Source organism: Sphingomonas radicis, from assembly GCF_051400635.1.
GTDB lineage: Bacteria > Pseudomonadota > Alphaproteobacteria > Sphingomonadales > Sphingomonadaceae > Sphingomonas.
Window position 1 is genome coordinate 571,427 of sequence record NZ_JBLFFG010000002.1, and the last position, 22,604, is coordinate 594,030.

Annotated in this window: 17 protein-coding genes; 4 read left to right on the forward strand and 13 right to left on the reverse strand. The window is 67.1% G+C overall.

Features of this window, described 5'->3' with window-relative positions:
• Nucleotides 1–45: 45 nt before the first annotated feature.
• The 11 genes from addA to ACMGDH_RS09610 form a co-directional block, all read right to left on the reverse strand.
• Nucleotides 46–3,474, reverse strand: a complete 3,429-nt coding sequence (addA, locus tag ACMGDH_RS09560; RefSeq protein WP_436827714.1) for a double-strand break repair helicase AddA — start codon at nt 3,472–3,474, stop codon at nt 46–48.
• Nucleotides 3,467–6,406, reverse strand: coding sequence for a double-strand break repair protein AddB (gene addB, locus ACMGDH_RS09565; protein ID WP_436827715.1), 2,940 nt, complete (start codon nt 6,404–6,406; stop codon nt 3,467–3,469). Before addB ends, addA begins: the two co-directional genes overlap by 8 nt.
• 158 nt (nt 6,407–6,564) lie before the next feature.
• Nucleotides 6,565–7,326 (reverse strand): nucleotidyltransferase family protein, encoded by a 762-nt coding sequence (locus ACMGDH_RS09570; RefSeq protein ID WP_436827716.1) that lies wholly within the window; start codon nt 7,324–7,326, stop codon nt 6,565–6,567.
• A complete protein-coding gene (locus ACMGDH_RS09575) occupies nt 7,323–8,297 on the reverse strand; it encodes an aminoglycoside phosphotransferase family protein (RefSeq protein ID WP_436828231.1) in 975 nt (324 codons plus the stop codon). Before ACMGDH_RS09575 ends, ACMGDH_RS09570 begins: the two co-directional genes overlap by 4 nt.
• Nucleotides 8,294–8,737 (reverse strand): tRNA (adenosine(37)-N6)-threonylcarbamoyltransferase complex ATPase subunit type 1 TsaE, encoded by a 444-nt coding sequence (tsaE, locus tag ACMGDH_RS09580; RefSeq protein WP_436828232.1) that lies wholly within the window; start codon nt 8,735–8,737, stop codon nt 8,294–8,296. The genes ACMGDH_RS09575 and tsaE overlap by 4 nt, the downstream gene beginning before the upstream one ends.
• The gene (locus ACMGDH_RS09585; protein ID WP_436827717.1) at nt 8,737–11,076 is read right to left on the reverse strand and encodes a sensor histidine kinase; all 2,340 of its coding nucleotides are present in this window, start codon (nt 11,074–11,076) and stop codon (nt 8,737–8,739) included. The genes tsaE and ACMGDH_RS09585 overlap by 1 nt, the downstream gene beginning before the upstream one ends.
• Nucleotides 11,077–11,159: 83 nt before the next feature.
• Nucleotides 11,160–11,420 carry a hypothetical protein gene (locus tag ACMGDH_RS09590; protein WP_436827718.1) on the reverse strand — a complete coding sequence of 87 codons (261 nt, stop codon included), beginning with the start codon at nt 11,418–11,420 and terminating at the stop codon, nt 11,160–11,162.
• A 3-nt stretch (nt 11,421–11,423) separates the two neighbouring features.
• Nucleotides 11,424–11,669: a hypothetical protein gene (locus ACMGDH_RS09595; RefSeq protein ID WP_436827719.1), complete on the reverse strand. Its 246-nt coding sequence runs from the start codon at nt 11,667–11,669 to the stop codon at nt 11,424–11,426.
• Between the two features lie 124 nt (nt 11,670–11,793).
• Complete coding sequence (locus ACMGDH_RS09600; RefSeq protein WP_436827720.1) at nt 11,794–14,790, reverse strand: TonB-dependent receptor plug domain-containing protein; 2,997 nt, start codon at nt 14,788–14,790, stop codon at nt 11,794–11,796.
• A 191-nt stretch (nt 14,791–14,981) separates the two neighbouring features.
• Nucleotides 14,982–16,397 (reverse strand): adenosylhomocysteinase, encoded by a 1,416-nt coding sequence (gene ahcY, locus ACMGDH_RS09605; RefSeq protein ID WP_436827721.1) that lies wholly within the window; start codon nt 16,395–16,397, stop codon nt 14,982–14,984.
• 125 nt (nt 16,398–16,522) lie between these two features.
• A complete protein-coding gene (locus tag ACMGDH_RS09610) occupies nt 16,523–17,083 on the reverse strand; it encodes a YqgE/AlgH family protein (RefSeq protein WP_436827722.1) in 561 nt (186 codons plus the stop codon).
• Nucleotides 17,084–17,251: 168 nt separating this feature from the next.
• On the opposite strand from ACMGDH_RS09610, the gene ACMGDH_RS09615 reads away from it, so the two are divergent.
• The 4 genes from ACMGDH_RS09615 (at nt 17,252) to ACMGDH_RS09630 (ending at nt 19,761) form a co-directional block, all read left to right on the forward strand.
• Nucleotides 17,252–17,734 carry a peroxiredoxin gene (locus ACMGDH_RS09615; protein WP_436827723.1) on the forward strand — a complete coding sequence of 161 codons (483 nt, stop codon included), beginning with the start codon at nt 17,252–17,254 and terminating at the stop codon, nt 17,732–17,734.
• A gap of 70 nt (nt 17,735–17,804) precedes the next feature.
• Nucleotides 17,805–18,053, forward strand: coding sequence for a hypothetical protein (locus ACMGDH_RS09620; RefSeq protein ID WP_436827724.1), 249 nt, complete (start codon nt 17,805–17,807; stop codon nt 18,051–18,053).
• An 82-nt stretch (nt 18,054–18,135) separates the two neighbouring features.
• Nucleotides 18,136–19,572: an AMP nucleosidase gene (locus ACMGDH_RS09625; protein WP_436827725.1), complete on the forward strand. Its 1,437-nt coding sequence runs from the start codon at nt 18,136–18,138 to the stop codon at nt 19,570–19,572.
• A gap of 51 nt (nt 19,573–19,623) precedes the next feature.
• Nucleotides 19,624–19,761, forward strand: a complete 138-nt coding sequence (locus ACMGDH_RS09630) for a hypothetical protein (protein ID WP_436827726.1) — start codon at nt 19,624–19,626, stop codon at nt 19,759–19,761.
• 276 nt (nt 19,762–20,037) lie between these two features.
• On the opposite strand, the gene ACMGDH_RS09635 is transcribed toward ACMGDH_RS09630, so the two are convergent.
• Together ACMGDH_RS09635 and ACMGDH_RS09640 are read right to left on the reverse strand one after the other, a co-directional pair.
• The gene (locus ACMGDH_RS09635; RefSeq protein WP_436827727.1) at nt 20,038–20,568 is read right to left on the reverse strand and encodes a DUF6265 family protein; all 531 of its coding nucleotides are present in this window, start codon (nt 20,566–20,568) and stop codon (nt 20,038–20,040) included.
• A 42-nt stretch (nt 20,569–20,610) separates the two neighbouring features.
• Nucleotides 20,611–22,497, reverse strand: coding sequence for an alpha/beta hydrolase-fold protein (locus ACMGDH_RS09640; protein ID WP_436827728.1), 1,887 nt, complete (start codon nt 22,495–22,497; stop codon nt 20,611–20,613).
• Between the last annotated feature and the right edge of the window lie 107 nt (nt 22,498–22,604).

Genomic DNA, 22,604 nt, shown 5'->3' on the forward strand with positions numbered 1-22,604 from the left:
CCTGAATAGGTCTTGGAACTTACTTATGTGCGCCGGGCGTGTGGCTCAAGCGCCTGGGGCCAAGCTTTGCTCCGCGGCCGCGTAGCCGGGCTTGTGCGCGGCGAGCAGCGCGTCCGGGAGCAGGTGGAGCACGGGCCCCGCGGTGTAGAGCAGCCCGGCCTCGATCGCGCGGCCGGGAAACACGACCTCCAGCGCCGCCGCATAGGCCGCCATCTGGCGCAAATGATAGGGCGGAATGTCTTCGATCGAAGCGGGGGCGCGGCGGCCGGTCTTGAAATCGACCACGCGGATGCGATCAGGCAGCACCACCAGCCGATCGACGGTGCCCGAGACGACGTGCCCGCCCTGGACCACCGCGGCGATCGGCGCCTCGGCGAGTGCCTGCCGGCCGAACAGCTCGGCAAAGCGCGCGTCCTCGGTCACGGCGAGGGCGTCGGCGATGATTGCGGCGCGGAGCTGCGGGTCGGCGACACCCCCTGCGCCTGCCAGCCATCGCTCCGCGGCGCCGGGGCGGGCGGCGGGCTCGATCGCGGGAAGCCGCTCGAACAATGCGTGGAGCAGCCGGCCGCGCTCCGCTGCCTGGCGCATCGCGGGCGTGGGGGGCGGATCGGCGACCAGGTCCTCGCCGAGCGACGAAGGCGCAAGCGGCCGCGGCGGGCGCGCCTCAGCCGGCGCGGGGCGGCTCGCCCACGCGGGGAGCGCCGGCCCTGCTTCCGCGGCGATCCGGATCTCGCCCGAGCGCACGATCGGGGCGGCGGGCGTGCGCCCGCGGAACTCGCGTACGCCCTCGCCTTCGGGCACGCCGAGCGCGTCCAGCGCCGCTGCACTCGCGGCGTACCAGCTGTTGCGCGGCGGCACGCCCCTGGCCTGGGGACCGAGCGCGCCTGCGACCACCAGCCGCTCTTCGGCACGCGTGGCGGCGACGTAGAAGAGCCGCCAATGCTCCTCGAGCTCGCGCGCGTCCTGTCCGGCCACCGCCGCGTCGAGCGGACCGCCGCGCTCGGCTGCGCGGGGCCGGAAGATCGGAAAGGCGGGCCCATCGTGACGCTCGGGGCCCCAGAGCAGGAAATCGCGCGGACTTCGCGTCGGGTCCACGGTCGCGTCGGCGAGGATCACCAGCGGCGCCTGGAGCCCCTTGGCGCCGTGCGCGGTCATCACCCGCACCGCCGCCTGCGGCTGGGCGGCATCGCGGACGATCTCGACGTCGCCGCGATCGAACCAGTCGAGGAAGCGCTGGAGCGAGGGCGTGGCGAGTTTCTCGAAGTTGAGTGCGGCGCCCAGCAGCTCCTCGATCGGATCGCGGGCTTCCTCGCCGAGCCGGAGCAGCAGCTTGCGGCGCCCCTGCATCGGGCCCGAGAGGATTTCCTCTAGGAAGCGATAGGGCGTGGCGATGTCGGCGCGGCGGAGCAGCGCATGGAGCGGCTCCAGCCGTTCCTCCGGCTGGGTGGCGCGCAGGTGGCGCCACAGCCCGCCCTTGTCCCGCACCGCCGCGGCCATCAGCGCATCCTGGCTCCAGCCGATCAGCGGCGATACGAGCAGCGCCGCGAGCGACAGATCATCCTCGGGCTGGAGCGCAAAGCGAATTGCGGCAAGCAGGTCCTGCACCGCAAGCGGGGCGTTGAGGCGGAGCCGGTCGACACCCGCGACGGGCACCCCCTCGGCATAGAGCCGCGCGACGATCAGCGAAGCGAGCTCACCACGGCGCTTGACCAGGATCATCACGTCCTCGGGCCGGAGCGCCCTGCCCTTGCTCTCGAGCATCAGCCCGTCGTCGAGCCAGGTCTTGATCGCTTTGGCGATGTCGCCCGCCAGCTTGCGGGTGGCGTCTCCTACCCAGCTTTCCTCTTCTTCGTCGCTGCCGCCCTCGATCACCGGCGGCCATAGCGTGACCGTGCCGGGGCCCGGCACTTCGCTCGCATGTTCCTCGGCATCGCTGAACTGGCCCATGCCGGGCTCGGGCAAGGCCCCAACCGCGGCATCAACGAATTCGAGCACGGGGCGCGTCGAGCGAAAGCTGTGGGTGAGCGAAAGCGATTCGAGCCCGTGCGCATCGACTTCATATTCCGCCCGCACCTGCGCGCGTTCGCGGAACCGCTCGAAAGCGGCGCGGAAATAGATAGGATCGGTGCCCTGGAAGCCGAAGATCGCCTGCTTGTAATCTCCGACGGTGAAGAGCGTGCGTACGGCATCGCCCCGCGCGCCTTCGCCCGCGAAGAATTCGTCCGCGATCGCGCCGACGATCGCCCATTGCTGCGGATTGGTATCCTGGGCCTCGTCTATCAGCACATGTTCGGTCGCCTGATCGAGTTTGAAGCGCACCCAATCGCCCATCCCCGGCTCTGCGAGCAGCGCGACGGTACGGCGGATCAGGTCGTTGAAATCCACTGCACCGGTGCGGCGCTTGGCGCGGGCATACGTCTCCGCATAGGCGCGGCCAGCCTCCAGCGCCCGCGCGAGCAGGTCGGCAAAGTCGGCGCGGATCTTCATCGCCAGCAGCTCGCCGCAGCGGGTGTGGAGCCGCATCGCAAGATCGGCATAGCCCGCGTCCTGCGGCGCCTGCCCCTTGCCGAAGGAGCGTGGGTCGCCCTTGGCCGTCGCCCAGACCGAATGAAGATCGGCCAGCCGCAACGCGCGCCTGCCCGGCGGCAGGGTGAGCCACATCGCGATCTCCTCCGCGCGCGCCAGCCCCGATTTGGTCCCCCATGCCGCGTTCATCATGGCGATTTCGCGCAAGGCCTGGCAGTCGAATGCATCGTCGGCGCAGCAGCGCTCGATCTCTGCGTCGATGTCGCCCGAAGGAAGGTCGAGCGCACGGCGCAGGAAGGGCTGGACGCCGCTCGGCAGCGCCTCCATCGCCTCCGAAGCATTGGCGCAGGCTTTGAGGAATCCCTCCGCCTTGCCCTCGCCGAGCCGGAGGCTCAGCGCACCGACGGCGTCGATCAGCTGACTGCGCCCCTCGCGCTCAGCGGCGACCAGCATCTCGGCTAGCGCCTCGCGCGCCAGCACCGCCTCCTCGCGCTGGTCGAGCGGGCGGAAGCCGGGCACCAGCCCCGCCTCGACCGGGAAGGCGGCGAGCAGCGACTGGCAGAAGCTGTGGATCGTCTGGATGCGGATGCCCCCGCCCGGCGCATCGAGCACCTTGGCGAACAGGGTACGGGCGCGATCCTGCGCGGCGGGCCCCGAGTCCTCGCCGAGCGCTTCGAGATCGGCGAACAGCTCCTCGGGCTTGGCTCGCACCCAGCGGGCCAGCCGGCCGGTGATCCGCTCGGACATCTCGGCGGCACCCGCCTTGGTGAAGGTGAGGCACAGGATCGCGCCGGGATCGACGCCCGCGAGCAGCAGCCGCCACACGCGCGCGGCGAGCACCTGCGTCTTGCCGGTGCCGGCCGACGCCGAGAGCCAGACGTGGCGCGATGGATCGCTCGCCCGGCGCTGGTTGCCCTTGAGTGGATGGAGGGGGCGGACCTCACTCACGACCGTACCATTCGTCGCGGCGCATCAGCTGGTCATATTCGGCATAGGGTGCGAAATCGGGGTGGAGCTTGGCGGTGAAGGGCTCGTTTCCAGTCAGCCACTTATGCGCAGCCCCTTCGAACGCGCGCATTGCGGCGGCGACGAAATCGTCGGCGGGCAGATGGTCGCGCCGCCTGGGATCGCAGGGGCTCTCGACATAGCCGAAGCCGCCGCTGCGATTGCGCGAGAGCGACCAATATTCGAAGCCTTTCGCCTCTCCCTCGATCCCGTCGAAGCCGCCGCGCTCGGCGATCAATCCGAGCAGCCAGAGCTGGAGGCTGAATCCCTCGCGCACCGCAGCGAGCGACGGCGGCTTGCCGGTCTTGTAGTCGACGATCGCGAGGCTGCCATCCGCGAGCCGGTCGATCCGATCGAAGGTGCCGCTTAGCTCGACGCCTGCGAAATCGATCACGCCGCGCCTTTCGACCGCGAGCACTTTGCGGGCGGGGTCGGACGCGATCTCGGCGGCGATCCAGTCGATCGCTTCCATCAGCCGCGGCTGCCACAGCGCGCGCATCATCGGATGGGTGCGCTCGTCGGCCAGCATGGCCTCGGCACGCGCGCGGAGCCGATCGGGCGCGCAATCGTCGAGTTCGAACCATTTCTGAAGAACGGCGTGTACCGCCGTGCCGCGCCACGCCGCGCTCGGATCGGCGTCGACCGGATCGAGCGGCATAAGCCGGAGCATCCGCCGGGCATAGAAGGCGTAAGGATCGGCCTTTAGGCGATCGACTTCTGTGACAGAGATCGCCTTGGGTCGCGCCGCGACAGGGGGTGCCGGCGCCGGCCGCTCGCTCGGCGCGAAATCGCCCGGATCATCGACCGCCCGCAGCCAGGCCTCGAGCTCGGTGGCGCGTTCGAGTCCCCCCGACAGGGCCTGAAGCCGCAGCCAGAAGCGCGATGCGATCGTGGGCGCAGTCCCGTCGCGGCGGGCGCGCGTGAGCAACACTTCGGGCGCTCCGAGCGCGCCCGCCAGATCGTGCGCCGAGAGCCCGATCCGGCGTTCGAGCCCCGGCAGGCCCAGCTCGACGCGAATGCGGGGCGCAAGCCACGGATCGGGCGCGGGAAGCCCGGGCCAGATCCCTTCGTTGAGCCCCCCCAGGATCATCAGATCGGCCGTTTGCAGCTGTGCCTCGATCAAGCCGAGGATCGCTAGCCGCGGATGGCCGCCCTGTGGCGGGCGCACTGCGGCTTCGTCCATCAGCGCCCGCAGCATCGGCGCGAGCGCGGCAGGCTCTGCAAGCGGCGGGCCGAGCTGCGCCTCCTGCTCCAGCGAATCGAGGAGATCGGCCGCGGCACGGCCTTCGGCACGGCTCCACAGCGCATCGCCACCCAGCGCCTGCGATGCCTCGCGCAGCGCTACGAGCAGGTCCGCTATCGACTGCGCTCCGCCGCCGAACACGGCTTCGAGGGGAGCGAGCCGTTCGCGCGCCTCCGGCCACCAGCGCGCGGCGGCGCGCCGTACCGGACCGTCGCGCCCCTCCTGCTCGGCGAGATGCCGGTCGATCCCGGCGAGCCCGGTTGCCGGCCGCGGGCCGCGAAGTGCTCGGTCGAGGGCGCGGACGCCCTCCAGCCATTGGGGCCGAGTGTCCGGCATCACCAGCGGGTGCTTGAGGAGCGCGAGCAGCGGCAGCGGCGCGAAACCCTGCGCTGCGGCGTCGGCGATCGCGAGCAGCAGCGTGCCGGGAGGGAGCACCGAGAGCGGCTGGCCGGCAGTGTCGTCCACCGCGAGCCCCCAGCGCACGCAATGCGCCGCCACTCGCCGCGCGAGCGCACGATCGGGCGTCACCAGCGCGGCGGTGCGGCCGGGAGTCTCGAGTGCCTCGCGCAGCGCGAGTGCGATGGCCTGGGCCTCCTCGGCGGGGGTCGCGACTTCGAGCGCACGGACCTTGTCGAGCCGGCGTTCGGCTGCGGGCAGCGCAGTCCAGCCATGGGTGAGCTCGGGCGGCGCCATCGCCGAAGCGATCGCCTTGCTGCGCGCGGGCGGCGCATCATGCTCGCTGGCCGCGCGCCACGGATCGAACTCGCTACGGTGGACTCCCATGCGATCGAGCAGCAGCTTGAGATGGAACTGCGGATGCGTCTCGATGCTGCGCCGGCGGCGGCCGGTGACGGGATCGGGGGCGTGCGGACCCAGCAGGCCCCACTCGGCATCGGAAATGCCGGTGGCGAGGCCGGGCAGCACGACCATTCCCTGCGGAAGCCCGGCGACGGTGCGGAGCAGCCGCGCGACTGCGGGCGCCGAAGTGGTGATGCCGGCCGCGCAGACGAAGCCCTCGGGCGGCTGCTGCTTCCAGCGCGCCGCCACCTTATCGAGCAGGTGCCGGCGGCGCTCGGCGAGGTCGATCCGGCCGAGCCGATCGAGCTCGCGCGGCCAGCGATCGAGCACGACTTCGAACAGCTTGAGCGAGCGCTCCCAATGCGCCGAAAGCTCGCTGCCGAGCTCCAGCTCGCGCAATCGGCGCGGTGCGACTTCCTCGACCAGGAGCTGATCGAGCGTGCGCCCCAGCTCGCCTGCGAGCCGCACGGCTTCGGCAGCGTCGACCGGTGCGCCGGCATCCTGGATCAGCCGCGCGAGGATCATCCGGCGCTGGAGCGGCGGCACTGCCGGCGGCACGGGATCGGGATCGTCGGCCGGATCGAACGCTGCGCCCGCCGCTTCGTCGAGCTCGGGATCGCCCACTGCGACCAGCCGCGGCAGCAGCAGCCCGCCCCCGCTCGCGCGCACGAACGCTTCCTGCATCGCCCGCCGCGCGCGGTTGTTAGGGAGCAGCACCAGCCCGCGCGCGAGCCGCAGCGGATCGCCTCCGAAGCGCCGGATCAGCCCGATCGCCAGCGCATCGGCAAAGGCGCGATGCGGCGGGATGGTGTAGAGATGGAGGCGTTCGGGCATCTAAAACTCGCTCCCCTCCCTAAAAGGGAGGGGCCGGGGGTGGGTGGCGAGCGTAGCGAGCCCTGCAACACTTCCGCAAGGGCGGCGTCTGCGGCATCGAGCCGCAGGCGCCGCCACCCACCCCTAACCCCTCCCTTTCAGGGAGGAGAACTTGTCCGTCACATCTGCGCCAGCACGGCCTCGGTCGCCTTGATCGCTTCGGGGGAGCCGACGTCGAACCACAGCCCCTGGTGGACTGCTCCCCAGAGGCGGCCCTGCTCCATTGCGCGCGTCCAGAAGAGGTTGGTCGAGAATGGCCCCTCGGGCCAGTCGCGGATCACGCGCGGCGACAGGATCTGCACGCCGGTATAGACGAAGGGCGCGAGGCGGCCGGGCTTGCGCCGCTCGGTGATCCGCCCGAGCGCGTCGAGGCGGAAATCACCCTGGCCGCGATGGCAATAGGCACGCGCCAGCGGGATGAGCAGCAGCAGCGCGTCCATGCGATCGTCGTCCCATTGCTCGGCGAGCTGGCGAATCGCGTCGATCGGCCCGTCGATCCAGAGATTGTCGCTGTTGACGCAGACGAAGGGCTTGTCGCCGATCAGTTCGCGCGCCTGGACGAGCCCCCCACCCGTCTCCATCAGCTGCCTGCGCTCGTCCGAAACCAGCACGTCGATGTCCCTGACGCGCGCCTTGAGGTGCGCCTCCATCTGGTCGGCGAGGTAATGGACGTTGACCACCGCGCGTTTCACCCCCGCGCTGCGCAGATGATCGAAGACGTGATCGATCAATGGCTTGCTGGCTACTTCTACGAGTGGCTTTGGACGCGTGGCAGTGAGCGGGCGCATGCGCTTGCCGAGGCCTGCCGCCATCACCATCGCCGTCTCGGGCGCTGCTGCGGCGGGTTGCGGACGCAGCGAATAGGTGGCGCTGCTGCTCATTCGCCCGCGATCGTCATCGGGTCGCCGCGCATCTCTGCAGGCACATGGGCATCGAACCAGTCCGCCACAGGCTTGAGCGCAGGGTGGGCAAGGTCGCGTTCCAGATAGGTCCAGACGCGCGGGCAAAGCCCCGGGTAGCGCGGCTTGCCGTCGCGCTTCCACAGCCGAGTGAAGATGCCGATGATCTTGGCGTTCCGCTGCGCGCCGAGCAGATGATAGGCGACGTCGAAGCCGTCGCCCGCGCCGGTAATCCGCTTGTAGCGATCGAGCATCGCCGTCTCGAGCGCCGCCGGAACGTCGCGCCGCGCGTCCTGCAGCAGCGAGACGAGGTCATAGGCGGGATGCCCCGCCAGCGCGTCCTGGAAGTCGAGCAGGCCCAAGCTCTCGCTGCCCTCGATCAGCATGATGTTCTCGGCGTGGTAGTCGCGCAGCACCGTGACGGGCGTGTGACTGTCGAGCGCGGGCGCGAGCGCCTTGCTCCAGGCATCGGCATAGCCCTGCACGTCGGCGTCGATCCCGACGGCGGGGCAATACCATTCGGGGAGCAGCGCCGCCTCGCGCTGATATTCGGTGAGATCATAGCCGCGCAGGTCCGCCGCGGGGTGCTCGCGCAGGCGAATGAGCAGATCGACGGCGGCCTCGTAGAGCCGGAGCTCGCTTTCGGGCGCCGCGTCCACCGTCTCGCGCATCCGGGCGTCGCCGAAGTCCTGGAGCAAAACCAGGCCATGATCGAGGTTCTCGTGGAATATCTCCGGTGCCGCAAAGCCGCGCTCGGTGAGCCAGCGGGCGACCTTGATGAAGGGGCGCGGGTCTTCGTGCGGCGGCGGCGCATCCATCAGGATCGCGCTGCGATCGTGGTGAACGACGCGGAAATAGCGCCGGAAGGAAGCGTCGCCGGCGAGCGGCCGGATCTCGGCTCCCTCCCATCCGGCGGCAATCAGGAAGTCGGGCGCCGCTGCGGGCGGATTCATGTCGGGAACCATCGATCCCTCCATGCCGCGGGCACCTTGGCTGTCAAGCTGCGCGCGCCATCCGGCAGCACTTCCAGGCTCAGCCACAGGGCATCGCGCCAATACGCCTCGCCCAATCGCTCGGGCCATTCGACGAGCAGCAGCGAATCGGCGCGTGCTTCGTCGAGCCCCAGTTCCTCGGCCTCTCCCGGATCCTCGATCCGGTAGAGGTCGACGTGGAGCACCGGCAGGCGCACCTCGGGCGGGGCATAGGGCTGGACGATCGCGAAGCTGGGGCTCGGCGCCTCGTCCTCGAGCCCGAGCGCCGCGAGCAGCCCGCGCGCGATGCTGGTCTTCCCCGCTCCGAGCGGTCCCGACAGCGCAATGACATCGCCGGGCTGCGCGAGCGCCGCGAGCCGCGCCCCGAGCGCGAGATTGTCCTCAACGGTGCCGAGCCGCATCATTTGCGCGGCAGCTCCACCCGGACGAGCGTTCCCTCGCCCGGCTCGGAGATCAGCTCGATCCGGCCGCCGTGCGCCTCGACGAACTGCTTGGCGAGCGGAAGGCCGAGACCCAGCGCACGCTCACCCTTGCGGGTGATTCCAGCCTGGGCAAAGCGATCGAACGCCTTGGCAACCGCTTCCTTGCTCATCCCGGGGCCGTCGTCCGAAACGATGATCCGCGCCATATCCGGGGTGCCGTCGAGGTGGAGCAGCACCCTGCCCTTCTCCGGCGTCGCCGCGACGGCGTGGCGCAGAAGATGCTCGATCGCCTGACGCAGGCGGCGGGGATCGCCGAGCACGCTGCCCGCATTGCCCGTGTCCTCCACCACCAGCTCGATCGCCTTGGCCTTGGCGAGCGGTGCGATCGCCTCTGCGGCACTGTTCGCGCCGAGCTCCAGGTCCACCTGCACGCGATCGATCGGGGCGCCTTCGCTCTGGGTGAGGTCGAGCACGTCGTCGACCAGCCCGCTCAGCCGGTCGACCGAGGCCAGGATCGCCTCGGCATATTCGCAGCCACTCGGCGTGAGCTCGCCCGCGAAGCCGCCATGCAACATCTCGGTGAAGCCCTTGATCGATGTAAGCGGGGTGCGCAACTCATAGCTCATGTTGGCGACGAAGGCGGTCTTCACGCGGTCTGCAGCCTCCAGCGCCTCGTTGCGGTCCCTGAGGGCGCGTTCGGCACGGTGGTGGTCGGTCGTGTCGAGCATCGTCACCAGCGCATTGCCGTCGGGCAGCGGCACCGCGTTGACGTCGAAATGGCGCCCGTCCCTGAACGCAATGCTCGATCCGCGCTGCTGCCGATCCTTGGCAGCAAGCCGGATCAGATCGCCCAGCACGTCGGCGCGCGACGGATTGGCAAGGCGCGGCCCCACTTCCTTGACCAGCGAGGCGATCTGCGGATGACCGTCGAGGAACCCATCCTCGAAACCCCAGACCTGGCGGAACTTGCGGTTCCACAGCTGGAGCCGGCCCTTGCCGAATACGGCGACCGCCTCGGCTAGGCTCTCCAGCGTGGCGGTGCGCACCTGCTGCATCTCGCCGTGCTCGCGCTGCAGCTCGAACTGCTGGGTACGATCCTCGAACATCAGCAGCAGCCCGCCTTCGGGCAGCGGCTGGGCCACGACGCGAAGATGCGTGCCGGCGACGGTCCAGGTCTCTTCGACTGCGTCGGGCGCGGTGAACCAGTCGCGCCGCTCGGCCTTCCAGGCGGGAAAGTCCCGCACCTCGGGCAGCCGGTTGGCCTCGCGCATGCGATCGAGCACGCGATCGAACTCCGGCCGATCTGCGACCCATTCGGACTTCAGCGCGAACATCCGCCGGAAGGGCTGGTTCGAGAAGACGAGGCTGCGATCCGCGGCGAACTGCGCCACGCCCGCCGAGACCCGATCGAGCATCGCGCGCTGCGCCTTGACGAAGCGCCGAAGGCCGCCGCGGGCCTGCTCCAGATCCTCAATGTCGATCGCGAAGCCGGCGACACCGCCCGTGGGGAGCGGCACGTCGTGAAGGCGCAGCATCCGCCGCGCGCCGCCCACCGTGGCGGGCATCGCAGCGATCTGGGGCTCGCCGGTGTCGCGGGCGATCGCCGCGTTAGCGAGCGGACCGCCCATTCCGGCGCCCTCGACCAGCTCGAGCCCGCGCGCCACCACGTCCTCGCTGTCCCTGCCCTCCACTGCCTCGACATAGCAGCTGTTGACCATCAGCAGCCTGAGGTCGGGTCCGCGGTACCACATCGGCATCGGCGCGGCCTCGATCAGCGCAGTGAGTGCATCGAAGGCGGCGCGAAGCCGCATCGCCTCCCGCTGGAGGACCGCGATTTCGCTCTGGCTCTCGGTTGCGTCGAGGAACCACAGCAGCACGCCACCCGGCGCGCGCACGGCATCGGGTGCACGCTCGCCGATCACCAGCAGCGCGCGCTCCGATCCCTTGGGCCGCACTGCAAGCCGGAAGGGCTGGCCGGCCTTCTGGGCGGCAGTCACGTGATCCGACAGAATTTCGAAGTCTTCGGCGACCAGCCCGACCTCGTCGCCGACGAGATCATCGAGCTCCTTGGGCAGCTCGGGCAGCCCCAGCCAGTCCCCCAGCCGGCGCGAAAGCTCGACACGACGGTCGGCGCGCACCACCATCGCCTGGGCGGGGCAAGTCTGGACGAGGGTGGCGAGGCGAGAGTCGCGCTCGGCAAGCGCACGGCCCGCAGCGCGCGCGCGCAGCCCCGCGAACAGCGCCCAGGCCGCAGCGATCAACAGCAGCGCGATTGCCGCACCGGCCATCACCGCCGCAGACTGCGGAATCTCAATCAAGCCGCCCCTCCGCGGCCGCGATGCGCCATCATCCCTAACCCTTAGGGAAAGCGCGGGCGATCGGGAAGCCGATAGCGACGCGGTCAGGCACGGACCTGCCGGGCAGTTCGCCCCAGCAAACGCCGGACCAGCGAACGGCGGCGAGGCGTGGCATGGGGCTCGGCGCGCCGTGCGGCCGCCTGCGGCTCGAGCGGTTCGATCGACAGATGGAGCATGAGCCGCCGGGTTTCATCTTCCAGAGGGGCATTTTCGACGCCGTCCCACGCCTGACGCAGCGCCGCCCCTACCCGTTGGCAGGCACCGCTCGGGTCGAAATCAGGAAGAGGCTCGGGCGCGGCCGCCATTGCTCACCGCTCGAACGCCGCGCGCTGCAGCAGCCCGGTGTCGGGCGAAGCCAGCCACGAAGTCTCCGCCGCGAAGTCGATCGGCCGGACTTGGGATGCTTTCGCGGTCCAGGCCCGCTCGCTCGCTGCACGATAGAAATGGAACGAGCCCGAATCGGCATAGTTGGCAAGCGCCAGCCCCATCAGGCTGCCACCTATGAATATTCCGGCACTTCCCAGCGCCAGCCTGGCCATGAGCTCGCGTCGCATCCTCTCGTCTCCCTGTCGCAAGCAACAACGAGCCGCGTCCGCGCGACGTTCCGGTTAGAGCCTTGAGCCGAAACGAAAAAGGGCCCGGTTGTTGCCGGGCCCTTCTTTGTGCCTCGATCCGAGCTCAGAAGATGTTGGCCTTAGCGCCCAGGAAGAAGGAGCGGCCGACGGCGCTGACCGGATAAGCGACGGCGCCTACGTCCGGCTTCATGTCGAACAGGTTATTGATGCCTGCATAGAAGGTGAAGCGGTCATCCACGTCGTGGCTGATGTAGAGCTCGTGCTCCCATTTTTCCTTGTACCAGATATACTCGGGCGCGACGTAATCGGGATTAGCGCGTTCCTCCTCCCGAGTGACGCGGCGCGTCCGCGACCACCAGTTGATACCATAGTTGATCGTCGTACCACCCTTGGCCCAGGTCAGATCGAACATCGCGCTGTATTTCGGCGCGGGATAGTCCCACGATGCGAGCTCGTTCTCAGGATCGGCACCGGCCGTGGGCACGAACTGCAGCTTGTTCAGGTAGTTGCCCTGAAGGCTGACGTTGAACGTACCGGCATCGTCGAACGGCTCGAAGCGATAGTTGAGCGTCACGTCAAGGCCCGCAGTCTCGAACGATGCCACGTTCTCCGGAATGATCGTGTAATAGGAGACATAGCCAGTAGTCGGGCTGCGCTCAACGACGCTGCAGTAGATGTTGTCCAGATCGGGCTGGTCAACGCACAGATCGACGATGTCCTGCGCAGTCGAATATTGGATCGCCTGCTTCAGGCGGATGTCGTACCAGTCCGCCGTGAGGGTGAACCCGGGAGCGAAGCTCGGGCGCAGCACGACACCGGCAGTCCAAGTCTTCGCAGTTTCCTCGTTGAGCGTCGGGTTACCGCCCTGGAAGCCCAGAAGGCTGCTGTTCGCAGGCGAGGTGAAGTCGTCGGCAGGATTGAAGGTTGCAGGATCAATGCCCAGAGCGCCTAGCGCCGCGGCGCAGTTCGCCTGCCGATATTGCGTGCCCTGGGTAATGTGATCGATATCGCAAGGGTCATCGATGAACTCGTAGGTGCCGCTGCCGCCGGCGAACAGCTCGGTGATGTTCGGAGCGCGTACGGCTTCCGAATAGGTTCCACGGAAAGTGATGTCCCGGACTGGCGAATAGCTACCGTTGACGTTCCACGTCGTTGTGCCCCCGATCGTCGAATAATCCGACAGGCGGATGGCGCCGCCGATCGACAGATTTTCGGCGAACGGCATATCGGCCAGGATCGGCAGGTTGACCTCGGCATAGGCTTCCTTGACATCGAAGCTACCTTCGTCGACCCGCGCCGGCGCATCGTCCATCAGCGCGCCCGCGAGGCTGTAGTCCGACGGGACGAAGCGGCTCTTCTCCTTGCGGTACTCGGCGCCGACCGCGAAGCCGACCGGCCCGCCAGGCAGATTCAAGAACGAGCCGGTGTTGCCCGACAGCACTGCAGAGACGACGTGCTGCTGGATGCGCGCCCAGCTGGTATGATCGACGGTAACGAAATCAAGCGCGGCCTGCGAAGGCGATCCCTGGCCGAGTATGTTGAGCGGCACGCACTGGCCTGGCGTGAAAGTAGTCGGCGCACCGTTAAATATCGGCTGGCCGCCATAGTTATTGCCTTGGACCATGGTCTGGCCCGGCAGGTTGATTCGGCAGGTGATACCGTCCGCGCCATCATATACGGCGTCGATCGCGGCATAATAGCGCTCGGTGATGCGGTCGTTGCGATTGGTCGCCTCCTGCGTCGACTGGCCGAAAACGTAGGATACGTCATAGTCGAGATTCTGCGCGACCTCGCCCTTCGCGCCCACGACGGTGCGGAACAATTCGCGTTCCATTTCATAGCGACGGATGCCGAAGTCGAAATGGTCCCGACTGAAGACCGCGCCGTTCGCAGCATCGGCACCGAAGCGGTCTTGCAGATAGGCATTGTCAGGCGCAAGCTCGGTCAGGAAGTCATAGGTCGGCTGGGCGAAGGTGAAAGCCTTCGAGCGGACGTACTTGCCCTCGGCGTACAGTTCGAATGCGGGGCTGAACTCGTAGCGTGCCATCACATTGGCGATGTGGCGCTCCGAAAAGGGCGTGAAGTCACCGTAATAGCTTTCGCGCGGCGTGCTCGATCCGCCGATCGTGAAGGCCGACCCGGGAAGATAGGTGCCCAGATCATAGATGCCGCCTTCGCCAGTGCGATCGGGCGTGAAGTCTCCGTCTAGGTCGATAGCTCCGCCGGGCGAGCTGTCTGCCCAGCGAAGGTTGGTGTAAAGGATACGATCGGGAATACCGTCGTTGTCGGACGGACCATCAGGATCGTCGAGGTTGCGCACGAACGCCCAGGATGGGCCCGTCTGCCCATAGTTCAGGCGATCGCGCTGGCTGAACCGATCCTGCTTGTTATACTCATAGGCGACAGTGACATTTCCGCGCCCGTCCGCGAAGTTCTTGCCGGCGGTCGCCGCAATGAAATACTCACCCGCATCGCCGCGCTCGGAGATGCTGGTTTGACCGCGCACGCGCAGCCCATCGAAATCCTTCTTGAGGATGAAATTGACCACGCCCGAAACGCCGTCCGCGCCATAGATGGCCGAGGCGCCACCGGTCAGGATATCGACCTTCTCGACCAGATCGGTCGGGATAGTGTTGATGTCGACCGCGGCGCTGCCGGGGTAGCCGGCCACGTGACGGCGGCCGTCCACGAGCACCAGCGTGCGGCTCTCGCCGAGATTGCGCAGGTCGAGATTGTTCACGCCGACGTTCTGTGCGCCGCCCAAAAGATTCGAGCCGGCAGCAACGATATTGGTCTGCGAGCCGAGCAATGCCGGGCTGTTGACCAGGAAGTCAGTCAAATTGGTCTTGCCAGACTGCTCGATCGTCTCGGCAGAAAGGACCTGCACAGGATTGGGCAAGGACAGCTCGGGACGCGCGATGCGCGAGCCGGTGACGACGACTTCCTCCTGCGGGTCCTGAGCGGCTGGATCAACGGCGCTGTCGTCGGTCTGGGCAGGTTCGGCAGTCTGTGCCGAAGCCGGAGAAGCGAGCTGCGCGAGTGCCAGCGCGGCGAGCGAAGCGGTGAGCAATCCGCGACCGCGGACGACAGAGTACGCCATGACAGTTTCCCTCTTTTGGATACCAGCGGCGTCGAGTCATAACCTTTCTGTGGCGTTTCCGTCGCCTTTGCGGTGTAGCATCGGTTCATTTTGCGCTCTTGGTGTCACATTGAAGCAACACACTAGGCCACGCTCATGAAAAAGGCCGCGCCTCCGGGAAAGCGCGGCCTTCGATTTCGGAGCCCAAAGGCTCAGTAGCGATAGTGGTCCGGCTTGAACGGCCCTTCGACCGGCACGCCGATGTAATCGGCCTGCTTCTTGGTGAGCTTGGAGAGCTTCACGCCCAGCTTCTCGAGGTGGAGCGCCGCGACCTTTTCGTCGAGGTGCTTCGGCAGGACATAGACCTGGTTCGCGTAGTTCTCACCCTTGGTCCACAGCTCGATCTGCGCGAGCACCTGGTTGGTGAACGACGAGGACATCACGAACGACGGGTGGCCGGTCGCGCAGCCGAGGTTCACGAGACGGCCCTTGGCGAGGATGATGATCTGCTTGCCGTCGGGGAACTTCACCAGATCGGTGCCGGGCTTCACTTCGTCCCACTCATAGTTCGACAGCGCCGAGATCTGGATCTCGCTGTCGAAGTGGCCGATGTTGCAGACGATCGCCATCGGCTTCATCGCCTTCATGTGATCGGCGGTGATCACATCGGCATTGCCGGTCGCCGTCACGAAGATGTCGGCGCGCTTGACCGCCTCTTCCATCGTCACGACCTCGAAGCCCTCCATCGCCGCCTGCAGCGCGCAGATCGGATCGATCTCGGTGACGAGCACGCGCGCGCCGCCGTTGCGAAGCGATTGAGCGCTGCCCTTGCCGACGTCGCCGAAGCCGGCGACACAGGCGACCTTGCCGGCCAGCATCACGTCGGTGGCGCGGCGGATAGCGTCGACCAGCGATTCCTTGCAGCCATAGAGATTGTCGAACTTCGACTTGGTGACGCTGTCGTTGACGTTGATCGCCGGGAACGGCAGCTCGCCCTTCTTGGCGATCTCGTACAGGCGGTGGACGCCGGTGGTGGTCTCTTCCGAAACGCCCTTCAGGTTCTTGACGGTCTCGGTCAGATAGCCCGGATACTTGGCGATGAACGCCTTGAGCGCGCGCTGGAACTCGACTTCCTCGTCATTCTCCGGTTCGCCCAGCGTCGCGCCGGCTTCGAGCTTGGCGCCCCACAGCGCGAACATCGTCGCGTCGCCGCCGTCATCGAGGATGATGTTGGCCGTGGTGCCGTCACCGTCGGCGCCCCAGTTGAAGATGTCGCCGACATAGTCCCAATATTCGGCGAGGCTCTCGCCCTTCACGGCGAACACGGGGATGCCCGCCGCGGCGATGGCGGCGGCGGCGTGGTCCTGCGTCGAGAAGATGTTGCAGGTCGCCCAGCGGACCTGCGCGCCGAGCGCGACCAGCGTCTCGATCAGCACTGCGGTCTGGATCGTCATGTGGAGCGAGCCGGTGATGCGGGCGCCCTTCAATGGCTGCGATGCGCCGAACTCGTCGCGCAGCGCCATCAGGCCGGGCATCTCGGTCTCGGCGATCTCGATTTCCTTGCGGCCGAAATCGGCGAGGGCGATGTCCTTGATGACGTAGTCGTTCTTGTCGAGCACGGTAGCCACGGGCTTGTCTCCAGCGTGTGTATCGATTTGCGCGCCGGAATCACCGGCCGCGATACCTGCGCCCTAATCGCTCAGCGCTCACTGCGCAACCCAGATATAAAGATATCTTTATATGTAAGTGCAGCTCAGGCCGTTCCGGCGCTGCTCGCGAGCAGCCGCGGGTCGATGCCCGCGCAGGAGAAGCCCCTGCTCCAGCGCTCGGGCGCCGAGACTTCGTAGAGCAGCCGCATGTCGCCGTCTGTGTTGAACCAGCCGTGGTGCCTCAGTTCCTCGTCGAGCTGCCCCTCTCCCCAGCCGGCATAGCCGAGCGCGACCAGCCACTGGCTGGGCCCGCTGTGCTCGGCGATCGCGCGCAGCACGTCGATCGTCCCCGAAAGCGACCAGCGGCCGCCGACACTGATCGTGTCCTGCCCGCCCCAATCGGGCGAATGGAGCACGAAGCCGCGGCGCGGCTCGACCGGACCGCCGAAATGCACCGGCGCGTCGGGCGCATCCTCGGGATCGATCTCGAACTGCCGGAGGAGATCGTGGAAGCTCAGCCCCTCGATCGTCTCGCCGATGCCGATGCCGAGCGCACCCGCCTCGTCATGCGCGCACATCGCGATCACGGCGCGCTCGAAGCGCGGATCGCCGATTCCGGGCATCGCCAAGAGGAACTGGCCGGTGAGATACTGCGTCGAATCCATGCCCGATCAACATACCGGCGCGGCTGCGGCTCCGCCACGCTTGAAAATCGAGCGGCATTCTTGCCGTTCGCCCTGAGCTTGTCGAAGGGGCGCACATCTTCTACCGCACCGCCTGGCCCAAAGCAGGCCTTCGACAAGCTCAGGCCGAACGGATCAGGAGAAAACACGATGACCATCCAGGTTGGCGACCGCATTCCCACCACCAGCTTCACCAAGGTCACCGAAAGCGGCCCCGAGCAGGTCAGCTCGGACGATTTCTTCGCCGGACGCAAGGTCGCGCTCTTCTCCGTCCCCGGCGCCTTCACTCCCACCTGCTCGGCCAAGCACCTGCCGGGCTTCGTCGAGAAGGCCGATGAGCTCAAGGCCAAGGGCGTCGACGAAATCGCCTGCACCGCCGTCAACGACGCCTTCGTGATGGGCGCCTGGGGCAAGACATCGGGTGTGGATGACAAGGTGACGATGCTCGCCGACGGCAACGGCACCTTCGCCAAGGCAGTCGGGCTCGAGATGGACGGCAGCGGATTCGGCCTGGGCACTCGCGGCAAGCGTTATTCGATGGTCGTCAACGACGGCGTCGTCGAGCAGCTTCATGTCGAGGCACCGGGCCAGTTCGAAGTCAGCTCGGCGGATTATCTGCTTGCCCGGCTGTGACGACGGGGCCGTAACGGAACTCGCGATGCGGCATGGAGTTGAATCCCTGCATTTTCAGAGAGGAACCGTTATGGCCGACACCAGCAACACTTCGAGCAGCAGCAGCCAGGCGCAGAGCCAAGGTTCGAGCAAGTCCTTCATCGCTTCGGCGCAGGAAACGCTCGGCGGGGCATTCGACGCGACCGTCGGCGCCGCCAAGGAACACCCTGTGGCTGCGGCGGCGATCGCGGCTGGAACCGCGGCGGCTGTCGGCGGCGCAGTCTATGCCGCGACGCAGAAGCGTGGCGGCAACGGCTCTTCGCGCTCGTCCAAGAAATAACCTCGCTTGCCCCTCCCGCGCGGGAGGGGCATTCGGCGCGGCCGGTCTTGCCAGCGTCATCTTGGCGCATTAGCGCTCCAAGATGACCCAAGCATCCGACATCGTTGCCGAACTGGACCGGCTGTATCGCGCCTCGGTCGAACGCCTGCAGGCCGCCCTCACCCGCTATCTCACCGACGGCACGCCGCCCGATCCCAAGACCCGCACCGACGGCTCCTTCGCCTATCCCGAGATTCTCATCCGCTACGACGGCGGCCCCGGCCGCCCCGTTCCGCGCCGATCGTTCGGGCGCCTGGTCGAGCCGGGTGAATATCGCATCAGCGTGACCAAGCCGGCGATGTTCGCCGACTATCTGACCGAGCAGCTCACCTTCCTGACCGAGGATTATGACGTCGAGGTCGAGGCGCGCGAGGGACGGCAGGAGATTCCCTTCGCCTATGTGCTCGATCCAGGCCATGCGCTGAGCCTCGACCAGGTCTCGGTCGCCGATCTCGCGCGCCATTTCCCGGCGACCGAGCTCGCGCACATCGGCGACGAGATCGCCGACGGGCTGTGGGTGTCGCACGACGGCACCCGCCCGCTCGCGCTGTTCGACGGGCTGCGCACCGACTTTTCGCTCGCGCGGCTGCGCCACTACACCGGCACGCCGACCGAGCACGTCCAGCAATATATCCTGTTCACCAACTATCACCGCTATGTGGACGAGTTCGTTCGCTGGGCCTGCGCCCAGCTCGGGCCGGACAGCCGCTTCACCGGCGTCTCCGGCGCGGGCGGTATCGTCGTCGAGGATGCCGCGGACATGGACCGGCTGATCTCGGACAGCGCCTGGCGCCGCCATCAGATGCCCGCCTATCACCTGATGGCGCCGGGCCGCACCGGCATCACGCTGGTCAACATCGGCGTAGGCCCTTCCAACGCCAAGACGATCACCGACCATCTCGCGGTGCTCCGCCCCGAGGCATGGCTGATGATCGGGCATTGCGGCGGGCTGCGCCCCAGCCAGCGGATCGGCGACTATGTGCTGGCACACGCCTATCTGCGCGACGACCATATCATGGACGACGTGCTGCCGCCCGAAATCCCGATCCCCGCGATCGCCGAGGTCCAGCTGGCGCTCGCCCGCGCCGCCGAGACGGTGTCGGGCCAGTCGGGCGACGAATTGAAGCAGCGGCTGCGCACCGGCACGATCGTCACCACCGACGATCGCAACTGGGAGCTGCGCTATTCGACCACGGCGCTGCGCTTCTCGCTGAGCCGCGCAGTGGGCGTCGACATGGAGAGCGCCACGCTGGCGGCGCAGGGCTATCGCTTCCGTGTGCCCTATGGGACTTTGCTCTGCGTCTCGGACAAGCCGCTCCACGGCGAGCTCAAACTGCCGGGCCAGGCCAACCGCTTCTACGAGCGCGCGATCGCCGAGCATCTGAAGATCGGCATCGAGACAGTGGAGGAGCTGCGGCGTGAGGGCGCCAAGCTCCACAGCCGGAAGCTCCGCGCGTTCAACGAGCCGCCGTTCCGCTGACCGGGAAACCCGCGCCATCACCGGCGTTCTCCCTCGTGAAGGAGAGCGCCGATGACCGATCCCGAAAAGCCGGAGCTGGAGACCGAGGAAGGTGCACATGCGCACCAGCCCGACGGCACCGACAGCTCGGCCCAGCTCGACGCGAACATCGCCGACGAGAACATGATTCCGGACGAGATTCCCGAATAGCCGGCAGGACGGCGCATGGGCGCGGTTGCCTCCGGTTGACTCGATAATGTGCTTTTTGGCCGGAAGCGGCAGGTACGCAGCAGCAACGCAGCGCCCAGGCGGCAGTGACGCAGCACCGCGCGGCGGCAGCGCCGCACCCACGCGGGTTCGCGGCGGCCACGCGCGCCAAGGCTGCGCTATGCGATATGCGTGGATCCCTGTACGCGCCCATGGCGAGAACAAGCAGATCAAATCCTATTTCGCCAGCGGATTTGCGGTGTCTGTTTTTGTTCCAGTTCAGCGACGGACGCGGCGGAAGGGAACGGTCAGCGTGTCTTGCTCCTTGTCGCCTTCCATGTTCAGAAAATAAACGGTGTAGGTGTCTTCGTCGGTTCGGATGAAGCTGATGCGGTCGAAGAAGAGGTTACCGCCTTCGATCGCCAGAAGCGGGCGTTCGATGGGTCCCGATCGATCCTCCCAGCCGATCTGGTCGGGCGTGAAGTGCCGCAGCCTGATGAAGATCGTGCCGCCCCGTTCGACGAACGCCGAAATCTCGTAGAAGACGATCCCCTTGTCGCTCAGAGCCCGGACGAAGGACGGCATTTGATTGGCCGCCGGCGGCAGATAATATTGCTCGACCGGCCCCTCCGGCATCTTCCCGATCCAATAGCCTTCGAGCCATCGGACATCGTCGATCGAGGCGGAGACCGGCTCGGAGCCGGCATGATGCCGGCGAACGAAGGAGCGCGGATCGGCATCCTGCGCGGCCGCCGCGCTGGAGATCAGGAGTAGAATCGCTCCCAGCGTGCGAACAATTGGCCTGGCCAAGATCTTCTCCTCTTCACGCCGTAATTGCCCCAACGACAAGAATTATCTGACATGATCGTGTGTCCCGATCTGGCGGTGGAGCTTGAGCACGCCGCCGGGCATGCGTTTCCACAGCCGCAGGCCGCCGCCCTTCACCACGCCCGATTGGCCCGGCATGCTCCATTCGACGCGGAATTTCGGATATTCCAGGATAAAGTCCCCGTGACTCTCGAAGCCGACGTTCCACACCCGGACCGAATCGAAAGTGACGCCGGCTCCTGCACGGGTGTAGGGCACGAGATGTGCGCGGATCTCGCCGATCCCGACCTTGTTGGTGTCCGCGAAAGGCATGTAGACGGCGTCGTCGGTATAGTCGGCGATCTTCGCTTCGGTATCTCTGGTCATCACGGCCCGCGCCATGGCCCGATTTCGAGTGTCCAGCTCCGCCGCCAGTCGGCGGGCGCCTGGGGCCTGATCCGACGAAACGGGGACGGCTTCCGGCATGTCGACGAGGAACGCCGCGGGGTCGGAAAGCGGGCGGAAGAAGCCCCAGACATCGGACCGCAGCCGCAACGAACCATCGGGCTCCTCCGCCCAGACATGCGCGAACTTTCCCCGCTCCTCTTCGATCGCGCCGTTGGCGAGCCTCCAGGTGACGGCGAAAGTGCCGATCTCGAGCGCGATGCCATCCAGATCGAATATCTCGGTGGTCACCGGGATATAGTCGATCACGCGGCGCCGGCCCGCCATCGCGCGGTGATAAGCGGAGATCTGCTCCAGGCCGTATAGCGCCGGCTGATATTCGGGCATGCTCATCGCATCGGACCGGTACAGCCGCAGTCGTGCGTCGACATCGTGGGTAATCATCGCATCACGAAGCCTTCCGTGCGCGGCGACCACACGGTCCTGAAGGCGCACCGGCGGCCCGAACAGCAGGTGCCGTGCGAAGAAGGGCAGCATTTCTGTGAAGAAGCGCCCCTGCTCGCCCCAGTGCCGATCGCGGAAGCCGCCGCCATGCTCCTCTGCCTCGTGCGGAACGCCGAACTCGTCGAGCCGATGCGCGAAGGCCTGGTTGCCGACGACATGGTCGACGATCGTGTCGGCGCGGCCCCAATCGAACTTGAAACCGCGCAGCGATTTGAGATTCTCCGCATGATCGGGAATCTGGCCGGACAGGCTCATACCCTCATGAAGCCGTGCCACGACGCGAGCATCGGCCACCGCTCTTCTCTCGACCAGACGCGCCGAGGGATCGAAGAACAGCGGCGGCCGCTCCGGGTTGGGCGTGAATGCCTGGTAAATCGAGGTGAAGATGCGCGAGAAGATATCCGCCTCGCCCAGCTCGTCGAACGATCGGACCTCCGCCAGCCGCTTCCAGTCCGGGCGGCTGTAGGTGGTCTGCACGCCGGGCCCGGTACCCACCGGCTGCATCGCATAGACCGCACCGAACAACTCGGGGTGGCGCATCCCGAAGCGCATCGCGCCATAACCACCCACCCCGTCACCCGCGATGCCGCGCGAATCCCGGCTCGCCAGCGTCCGATACGTCGCATCGACATGAGGCACGAGCTCGCGCACCATGAAGTCTTCCCAGTTTCCGGTCACCGGCGAATTGACGTACCAGGAGCTGCCGGCTGGCGTGGAGAAGTCGGCGACGACGACGATGATGTCGCCGATAACCCCCTCGGCCACGGCCTTGTCCAGCAGCGTCTTGGCACCGTGGCTGGCAAAGGGCTCTCGGTGATCCTCGAAGAAATGGTTGAGGAAATACAGAACCGGGAAGCGCCTGCCCTGCTCGGCGTAACGGGGCGGTAGATAGATTGTAAGGTTGCGTACCGGCGAGATGCCGATCCGGCTGCCGGCGAAGCTCGCGGAGCGGATCTGCTCCGTCACCAGCCTGCCTTCCGCTTGCGCCGCCGGTGCGCCGAACAGCGTTGCTGCGAGCGTCACGATCAATCCGTATCTCCACCGCATTAGCAAACCTCCCCTTGTGCATCGGGAGAGTCGGCGTGCAGGGCGCTATCGAGCAACGCGCGTTCGCCAAGCGGGACCCCTGA